Source organism: Coleofasciculus sp. FACHB-712, from assembly GCF_014695635.1.
Classification (GTDB): domain Bacteria; phylum Cyanobacteriota; class Cyanobacteriia; order Cyanobacteriales; family FACHB-T130; genus FACHB-T130.
Genome location: NZ_JACJOQ010000476.1, coordinates 1 through 9451 on the forward strand (window position 1 = coordinate 1; position 9451 = coordinate 9451).

The following is a 9451-nucleotide window of genomic DNA, read 5'->3' on the forward strand; positions in this document are numbered from 1 at the left end:
TTGATTTAGGTACAACCGATTCGCGTCCCCAATTTTCATAAAGGCTGGGCAGTTGCTCAACAAACTTTTGGTAATCCATCGCTAACACCTTGTATGCTTACTTTTAGTTTATCTAAAGAAAAAATTAGGCACAAAGCTTTGGTTCGTTAAAATCTTGAGGAAGATGATAAACAGGGCAAAAGTTAGTGCTAGAAAGGGGAGGGAGTGCCAATCGTGCATACTTGACCTCGTAGCGCGTATTGCATCGACTGCTGGAATCACAGCGCTAACTTAGAAGCTCGTGAATAGATTTCAACAAATCTTCTGCGGTGTAGGGCTTCGACAAAAATCTTTTAACTACGCCACCTGCGATCGCTGGGAGCTTATGGTTGGAAACCAGTCCGCTCACAGCAACAACTTTGACCTGCGGGTTCATTTTTTGTAGGGCGCGGATGGTGGTTGGACCATCCATCGTAGGCATCATCATATCAATTAACACGACATTGATTTCCGCGCGATGCTGGGCATAGAGTGCGATCGCTTCAATCCCATCGTTGGCAGTGAGTACCCGATAGTCATAGGCTTCTAGGGATGTTTTAGTCACTTCTCGAATGGCTGGTTCATCATCAACCACAAGAATCCATTCTCCGTGACCTCTGGGCAGTTCATAACGCTCCGTAGCTTCTGGATCTGTTGTAGTTGTGTTAGTTGCTGGAAAATAAACTTTAAATTGGGTTCCTCTTCCTACTTCGCTATAGACATTGATAAAACCGTCATGACCTTTAATGATTGCCAACACAGTGGACAGACCTAGCCCTGTGCCTTTACCGAGTTCTTTTGTTGTGAAAAATGGTTCAAAAATTCTTTCTAAACTTTCTGGAGGAATACCACTTCCAGTATCCGAGATAGTAATAACGATATAAGGCCCCATTTTGGCCTCAATATTCATCCGGGCATAGTTTTCATCGATGATAAGATTTTCGGCAGAGATACTCAAGACTCCACCATCTGGCATCGCATCACGGGCATTCACGCAGAGATTCATCAACACCTGATGTACTTGAGTGGCATCTCCAGAGACAGGCCAAAGTTCCATCATTCGTACATCTGTATAGATTTCGATTGATTTAGGAAAGGTCTCTTTGGCAATTTTTTGAATTTCCCCAATTAAGTGCCCTACTTGAAGGGTCATTCGCTCCCCTTCAACTCCTCGCGCAAATGACAAGACTTGCTTAATTAGCTCGGCACCCCGTTTAGTATTTGTTTCTAGTAAATCCAAAAGCCGCTGACTGCGCGAATCGGGAATTACCATTTGTAAGATTTGAATGGCGGCAAGAATTGGCGTCAGTACATTGTTTAGATCGTGGGCAATACCGCCAGCCAGAGTACCGATACTCTCCATCCGTTGGGCGCGGCGGAACTGTGCTTCAAGTTGTTTTTTCTCTGTAATATCGGTGTCTACAGAGAGGATTGATTTGGGGTTGTTTTCATCATCGCGCACCAAACTCCAACGACTGGCAACGACAATTTGTTTGCCTTCTTTGGTGACTTTATACAATTCACCTTGCCATTCACCTTTGTTGTTAACAGTCTTGTGCGCTTCTAGGAGTTGAGGCGAAGGATCGTTGTACAAAATCTCCGAAACATTTTTCCCCAGAACTTCCTCCGCCTTCCAACCGTACAGTAACTCAGCTCCTTTACTCCAAAGTACGATTTTGTCTTCTAGATTTCGCACAAGAATTGCATCTGTTGTTACATCTAGCAAGGCAGCTTGTCTGCGGATTTTTTGTTCTGCCTCCTTTCGCTCGGTGATGTCCCGATCCATGCCGCGATAACCTTGGAATTTTCCATCACAATTCCAAACTGGAACTGCACTAGTTTCTAGGACAACCAGATGACCGTCTTTGTGAACAGTCGTATTCTCAAGACACGTAATGGGTTGTGCAAGGGCAGCCATTTGCCCAAAAATATTAGCAACTCGAAAAGCTTCTTCCGGAGGCATGAGATCGAAGGGAGTTTTGCCCAGAACTTCTTCTGGTTCATAACCCAAAATGTCGCGGAGCTTCGGACTGACATACGTGTAAACAACGTTTTCATCCACTTCCCAGACCCAATCGCTAGTGGTTTCGACTAAATTGCGAAACCGCTCTTCGCTTTGACGCCATGCCTCCTCGTTAGCTTTGCGCTCGGTAATGTCGCGGGCGATCGCATACATCAAGCCTTCTTCAACGACTGGAGAGGCTGTCCAGGATAGCCATTTATACGAACCATCCTGACAGATGTAGCGGTTCTCAAAGTCGATGGTTGGTTCGCCCGTGGCAAGTTTCTGGAATTCGTCACGGGTTTTTCCTTGGTCTTCAGGATGAACAAAGTTAAACAGTAGCGTACAGCAAAGTTCTTCTTGAGAAAGCCCAAGTGTTTTCTCAAAAGCTGGGTTTACGCGCTTAAAATAGCCATCCAAACTAGCAATACACAGCATATCCAACGAGAGGGTGAATAAGCGATCGCGCTCTTCCTCTGCCCGCTTACGAGCGGAGATGTCCGTTTGCAAGCCTACGAAGTAGAGTAAGTTCCCCTCATCTGAAAATACTGGCGAAATTCTTAATTCATTCCAGAATGGCTGACCGTCTTTTCGATAGTTCAGCAGCGTCGTTTGAATCTCCTTTTGTTCGGCGATCGCTTGGCGAATTTGAGCGATCGCTTGCGGATCTGTGCCAGAACCTTTCAGAAAACGGCAGTTGCGACCCATAATTTCTTCTGGCTTATACCCAGAGATCCGCGAGAAAGCTGGGTTTGCGTAAACGATCGGGTTGTCTGGCTGGTTCGGATCGGTAATAATCACTCCCTCAGAAGCTGAAGTAATCGCCCGTGCCAGGTGCAGGTTCTCGGTAGCAGCTCGCTGTAGCGCCTCCTCGGCTCGTTCGCGTGCAGCGATGCTGCGTTCCTTTTCAGCTAAATTGCGCCGTAGCTCTAGTTGGCTAATTACCTGGCGGCTTAAAGCTTTAAGTGCCTCTACTTGTTCTGGGCTGAGGTTTCGCGGTACATAATCAACAACACAGATCGTCCCGATTATCTGTCCCTCAGGCGTTATCAGCGGTGCGCCCGCATAAAATCGGACGCTGGGGCAAGCAATGACGACCGGATTAGTGGCAAACTTCTTATCAGCCAATGTATCAGGAATCATTAAAATTTCGTGTTGCTCAAGTAGGGGGCAGAACCCGATATCAAGGGGGAATTCTGATACTTCTAAACCCACCTTTGACTTAAACCACTGACGGTTTTTATCCAAAAAATTTATTAACGCAATCGGGGTTCCACAAACGTGCGCCGCTAAATGGGCAAGATCGTCGAATGCCTCTTCGGGTTCTGTATCAAGAATCCGATATCGGCGCAGAGCTTCTAGCCTCGCCGCTTCCTTCCTAGACTCTAAAATTTTCATCAGTACTTATTCCTACTTGGACCGGATTTCGGTAGCCATCATCTGAAAATGCTTGTTCTGCCTTGTCGCGCTAAATGTCTCAATGCTGAAAAAGCAGGAGAAAGTCTCAGCGATCAACTTTTCCGTCCGATAACCCTAGCTAGATTGTTCCCTGGCGCTCCAATTGACTAACAGTTTCAGGAAAATCTACATGAAAATCGCTAAATTCTACGCATTCTCGCTCAAACTAAAGGTCTCCAGCCTTTTACCGCAGTGCCGGAAATGCGATCGCAACTGCTAAGGGTTATTTGTACCCGTAGGAATTTAAAAAGGCGGTTTTGCTGTTTTCATAGTCTATTAAATGGTTTTCCTATTCATATATAAATTCTATAAAATCTCTCTAAAGGTTGATGGCGGTTTAATATAGCAGAAAAGTTTATCATTGCATTTCCTGGGTAATCTGCTATACACCAATCCTTCAACTCCTTGTAGAAGAAAGCAAAGAAATCACTTCCATACAACTCGAAAATGTACGAAGTTAAGTTTAGTTACAAGAGTATAAAATTGGACAGGAAGTTAGCATCTAGCTTGAGGAGGCACATCTTGACAACTTGCGGCAATGAACTCTAGCACTCGTTGCCACACGCGCTCCAATAAATCGGGTTGATTTGCCTCAAACCACTCAATTTGGGGATAAGCACGAAACCAAGTGCGTTGTCGCTTGGCAAATTGACGAGTGTGCAAAACGGTTAACTCTTTGGCGTCCGATAGAGAAATCTCTCCAGCTAAATATTGCTTCATTTCCCTATAACCTAGCGTATCCAGCAGCGGCAGATTGCAACCGTATTTCTCACAAAGGGTTTTTACCTCGGCTTCCCACCCTGCGGCTAACATCTGTTCGGTTCGCTGTTCAATTCGGTGAGTAAGGTAGCTAGAGTCCGGGCAATCTAAGCCAATTTGGAGAATGGGATAATCGGGTGGATTCTCTCCTTGCTGCTCTGAAATCGGGCGACCCGTCACATAAAATACTTCTAATGCTCGCAATGTCCGCACAGGATCGTTAGGATGAATTTTCTGAGCGGCAACGGGATCGACTTGTTGTAGAAAAGCGTAAAGTTGGATTTGACCGAGAGATTGCAGTTGCGATCGCAATTCTTCTTGGGGCGCTACTCTAGGAATTTTTAACCCCTGCACAATAGAACGGATGTATAAACCCGTCCCTCCCACCAAAAGAGGCGGAGTTTCCTTGCCCAAAGCAGCAATTAAAGCTTGCGTCTGCTGCTGGTAATCTGCCACCGTCAAAGTTTCTGTGGGATCGCAGATATCAATTAAGTAGTGCGGTACCAACTTGCGCTCAGCATCTGTTGGCTTAGCTGTGCCAATATCAAATTCGCGGTACACTTGACGCGAATCAGCACTAAGAATTACAGAACCCAGCCGCTGCGCCAATGCTAATGCCAGCCCTGATTTTCCCGTCGCAGTAGCACCACAAATAACAATCAGAGCTGAGGGTTGAGGACTGAGTGAAGAGGACTGAGGGTTAGCTAAGGACTGAGGACTGAGTGAAGAGGACTGAGGGTTAGCTGAGGACTGAGGACTGAGTGAAGAGGACTGAGGGTTAGCTGAGGACTGAGGACTGAGTGAAGAGGACTGAGGGTTAGCTGAGGATTGAGTGAAGAGGGCTGAGGATTGAGGGTTAAGGACTGAGTGAGCAGGTAATTTTCCGCTGCTCTCTGTGTCTGTTTCTCTCGCTTCCCGTTCCCTTGTGCCACCGTGCTTTCCTGCGTTGTTGCCTTTCACTGGGTACAGCCCCTAAACAAATATCTCTTGAAATCGCCCTACAGTCGCCCCGGAACCTTTTGTGTTATAATTTTGGAGTGTTTTTACATTTTTGAAGTCCCGGTGGGCTTCCAAGCCATTATTGGAGAATCCTTATTCATGACGAGCAGTTACAGTGCCGATCAGATTCAAGTTCTAGAAGGTCTTGAACCAGTCCGGAAAAGACCGGGGATGTACATCGGTTCGACTGGCCCTAGGGGACTCCATCATCTAGTTTACGAGGTGGTGGACAACTCTATTGATGAGGCTCTGGCTGGCTATTGCACCCATGTGGAGATAGACATAAACGCTGATGGTTCGGTGACGGTGACAGACGATGGGCGGGGGATTCCCACAGATACTCATCCCACTACAGGCAAATCAGCTTTGGAAACGGTGATGACGGTGCTGCACGCCGGAGGGAAATTTGGCGGCGGCGGTTACAAGGTTTCTGGTGGTTTGCACGGTGTCGGGATCTCCGTAGTCAATGCCTTGTCTGAGTGGGTGGAAGTAACCGTTTGGCGGGAGAAGCGGGAGCATATCATGCGCTTTGAGCGGGGTATTCCTGTCACCGAACTCAAGGCAACGCCAATTAAAGAAGCGAGGACAGGCACCTCGATTAGTTTCAAGCCAGATTTACAGATTTTTGTGACGACTGGCATTGAGTTTGATTACACCACCTTGGCAAGTCGTTTGCGGGAACTGGCTTACTTAAATGCGGGAGTCAAAATTACGTTTACTGACAACCGCCTGGAATTAGTTAAGGGTGGAGAGCCAAGAGTAGAAACCTATTGTTATGAAGGAGGTATTAAAGAGTATATCGCCTATATGAATAGCGATAAACAGGCTCTCCACGAAGAAATTATCTATGTATCCGGCGAACGCAACAATGTACAAGTAGAGGTGGCGTTGCAGTGGTGCGTCGATGCCTATACAGATACTCTGCTGGGGTTCGCAAATAATATTCGTACAGTTGACGGCGGTACTCACCTGGAAGGGTTGAAGGCGGTGCTGACGCGGACGCTGAATACGATCGCTCGCAAGCGCAATAAAATCAAAGAAAATGAACCGAACCTCGGTGGGGAGAATGTCCGCGAGGGTTTAACGGGGGTTATCTCCGTCAAAGTCCCCGATCCGGAATTTGAAGGACAAACTAAAACCAAACTCGGTAACACCGAAGTCCGAGGAATTGTTGATTCCCTAGTTGGCGAAGTTCTCACAGAATATTTAGAGTTCCGCCCAAACGTTGCCGATTCGATTCTGGAGAAAGCAATTCAAGCTTTCAAAGCCGCCGAGGCAGCGCGTCACGCACGAGAGTTAGTGCGCCGCAAATCGGTTTTGGAATCTTCTCCTTTACCGGGTAAATTAGCCGATTGCAGTACGCGAGATCCCTCGGAATCTGAGATTTATATCGTAGAAGGGGACTCAGCCGGAGGAAGTGCCAAACAAGGACGGGACAGACGCAACCAAGCTATCCTCCCATTGCGCGGTAAGATTCTCAACATTGAGAAAACCGACGATGCCAAAATCTACAAAAACACCGAAATCCAGGCGCTAATCACCGCACTGGGATTGGGTGTTAAGGGTGAGGAGTTCGATGCTTCTCAGCTGCGCTATCACTGCATCGTGATTATGACTGACGCCGATGTAGATGGGGCGCACATTCGGACGCTGTTATTAACGTTCTTCTATCGCTATCAACGGGCGCTAATCGAGCAGGGTTACATCTATATCGCTTGTCCTCCACTCTATAAGGTAGAACGCGGACGCAATCATTACTATTGCTATAGCGATCGCGAAATGGCAAACCTGATTCAGCATGAGTTTCCCGCTAATGCCAACTACACTATCCAGCGATTCAAAGGTTTGGGTGAAATGATGCCGCAACAGTTGTGGGATACTACCATGAACCCGGAAACTCGCACTCTCAAACGGGTGGAAATTGAAGATGCGGCGGAAGCCGATCGCATCTTTACCGTTCTAATGGGCGATCGCGTTGCACCCCGCCGCGAATTTATCGAAACCTATGGCCCTCGTCTCAATCTCAACGATCTAGATATTTAGATTCTCCGGTTGAAATGATTGAATACCCCAAAATTGGGCAACTAATGTAAAAATGATTAGTACATAAGGTTGCCTTGTTACAAAAGTATGGTTAATTAAGAACTTAACCATACTTTTGTCTTTTAAAGCAGCTGCACTAGATTTCCCATCAACACTGCACAAAAAAACGCGATCGCTATTTTTTCTGTGACATCGAAGCCTGTAAAAGGCTATATAGCGGCTCTAAATGATTCATGAAGAACAGAACCCCGACTTCTCTAAAAATCGGGATATGAAGAACCAGCTCATCACTCAATTAGAATTGCTATAGCTTGGCTATGTTATAACTTGAAGGAAACTATATTTGCAATTTCATGTCTTACTAATTTAATCTCCGACATTTCACGGGAAAATCATCAAAATTTGGATAAAAAATATCAAGCAAACACCAAAAAATAATGAATCACTTTATCATCAACTTTGCCAAACTAGTGAAACTCCCAGTTAACAACAAGTTGATTGTATCCAGCTTATTAATCGCAATCAACGGCATCCTGGTGACAGGTATCCTAGGGACATCGGCAAATACCCCAGCCAAACCCGCACCCGCAGCGACTCCAACCAAAACCACACCAGCAACGACCGCCACCCAGCAATTTGTAGGGCAATGGCAAGCCGAAGATCCGCAAACCGGGGAGTTGGTCACATTTATATTTGCGCCAGAGGGAAAATTATTCATTGTATTTCCAACGTCTGATGGACCTCCGGTTGCCGTCGGAATTAAGTACAAGGTTAATTCCCAGGCTAAACCGGGACAACTTGACCTGGTTTTTAGCAAAAAAGAGAGCATCCTGAGCATTTTTGAATTTATCGATCGCGGTAAACTACGTCTGGAATTAGAGGGACGGCAAGCTGGACAACCCAGACCCAATGCTTTTACTCCCAAGGCAACGATATTTGAGAAAATTTCCGACAGCGCGACATTACCCAAAGACGCCAAAGTAATTGAGCTGGAAAATGCACAGAGTCAGGTGTCCGAAGATTCGCAGCTCCCAAAACCGCAAACGGAAGCCAAACTGTATATCGCGATGGTAAACAAAGCGCAACAGGCTTATTATCAGCAAAAAGGCAAATTTGCCACAAACACTGAAGATTTAGGTTTAGGAGGCGAGCCAGCCAGCGTGTATTACAACTATCGGTTGGTATCACCCGGAAAGGACGCCCAAAGCGTGATGATCGCCGCCCAAGCCAAGAATGCTGAAATTCATAGCTACACAGGTGCGGTATTTGCCACCAAAAAGAACGGTGAAGCCACCACCCTCGTAGCGGTTTGCGAAACCCAGCGCCCCTCAACCTCGGCTCCAGCGATGCCGAAACCGCCGCAGAGTGGCTCATCAGCAGTTCAATGTCCATCGGGTTCGCGTCTGTTACAGTAATCGGCTGCCGTCGCTATCAACAACCCGATTGATTCTCTTGCGATCGCATAGATTGTTAAAATCCAGTTAAATTTTTTGCCTTGACTGCCATGAGTGACACCGTTTTAGACATCCGCAACCTGCAAGTTCAATTTTTAACTGATGAAAAGCAAATTCTGGCAGTTGATGGTATTTCCTTCAAACTGAGTCGCGGGCAGACTTTGGGCATTGTGGGAGAGTCGGGATCGGGTAAATCGGTGACTTCCCTCGCCGTCATGGGTCTGGTGCCAACTCCGGGCAGGATTAGCGGCGGTGAAATTTGGTTTCAAAACTCACAGGAACGAGGCGGATCTGTAGTGAATCTGCGGGATCTGAGTGCAGAGGAGTTGCGGAAATATCGAGGTGGTCAGATTTCGATAATTTTTCAGGAACCGATGAGTTCCTTAAACCCAGTTTTTACGTGTGGGTTTCAGTTAGTCGAGGCAATCCGTCAGCATCAAAATGTAACCCCTGCCGAGGCGAGGCGGCAAGCGATCGCGCGTCTCCAAGAAGTCAAACTCCTCGCTAGCGATGAAGAGATGCGGCAACGCTATCTAGAAGAAAGACCAGAAGCCAGAAGAGAAAGCGAAGCGGAAATTAATCAGCAGGTCAATCAGCAAAAATTGGCAATGCTGGATCGCTACCCCCACGAACTCTCCGGCGGGCAATTGCAGCGGATGATGATTGCAATGGCTATTTCCTGCAATCCAGCGGTATTGATTGCTGACGAACCGACAAC

At 46.8% G+C, this 9451-nt stretch carries 5 protein-coding genes; 3 read left to right on the top strand and 2 right to left on the bottom strand.

Annotated features, from left to right (window positions below):
* Window positions 1-265: 265 nt before the first annotated feature.
* Window positions 266-3418 (bottom strand): PAS domain S-box protein, encoded by a 3153-nt coding sequence (locus H6F50_RS15435; RefSeq protein WP_190429376.1) that lies wholly within the window; start codon window positions 3416-3418, stop codon window positions 266-268.
* Window positions 3419-3973: 555 nt separating this feature from the next.
* Entirely contained in the window at window positions 3974-4900 is a 927-nt protein-coding gene (miaA, locus tag H6F50_RS15440) for a tRNA (adenosine(37)-N6)-dimethylallyltransferase MiaA (RefSeq protein ID WP_190429379.1), read from the bottom strand.
* A gap of 435 nt (window positions 4901-5335) precedes the next feature.
* Between miaA and gyrB the strand changes: the two genes are divergently transcribed.
* The 3 genes from gyrB to H6F50_RS15455 form a co-directional block, all read left to right on the top strand.
* Window positions 5336-7279, top strand: a complete 1944-nt coding sequence (gene gyrB, locus H6F50_RS15445; RefSeq protein ID WP_190429377.1) for a DNA topoisomerase (ATP-hydrolyzing) subunit B — start codon at window positions 5336-5338, stop codon at window positions 7277-7279.
* A 437-nt stretch (window positions 7280-7716) separates the two neighbouring features.
* Window positions 7717-8694, top strand: coding sequence for a type IV pilin-like G/H family protein (locus H6F50_RS15450; RefSeq protein ID WP_190411113.1), 978 nt, complete (start codon window positions 7717-7719; stop codon window positions 8692-8694).
* Window positions 8695-8783: 89 nt separating this feature from the next.
* On the top strand, window positions 8784-9451 hold a 668-nt coding region (locus tag H6F50_RS15455), incomplete at its 3' end, for an ABC transporter ATP-binding protein (protein ID WP_190429378.1).

What these genes read in the sequence shown, in the direction of transcription:
- H6F50_RS15450 (WP_190411113.1), top strand. Translation starts at nt 7,717, where the DNA reads ATGAATCACTTTATCATCAACTTTGCCAAACTAGTGAAACTCCCAGTT.
- H6F50_RS15435 (WP_190429376.1), bottom strand. Translation starts at nt 3,418, where the DNA reads ATGAAAATTTTAGAGTCTAGGAAGGAAGCGGCGAGGCTAGAAGCTCTG.
- gyrB (WP_190429377.1), top strand. Translation starts at nt 5,336, where the DNA reads ATGACGAGCAGTTACAGTGCCGATCAGATTCAAGTTCTAGAAGGTCTT.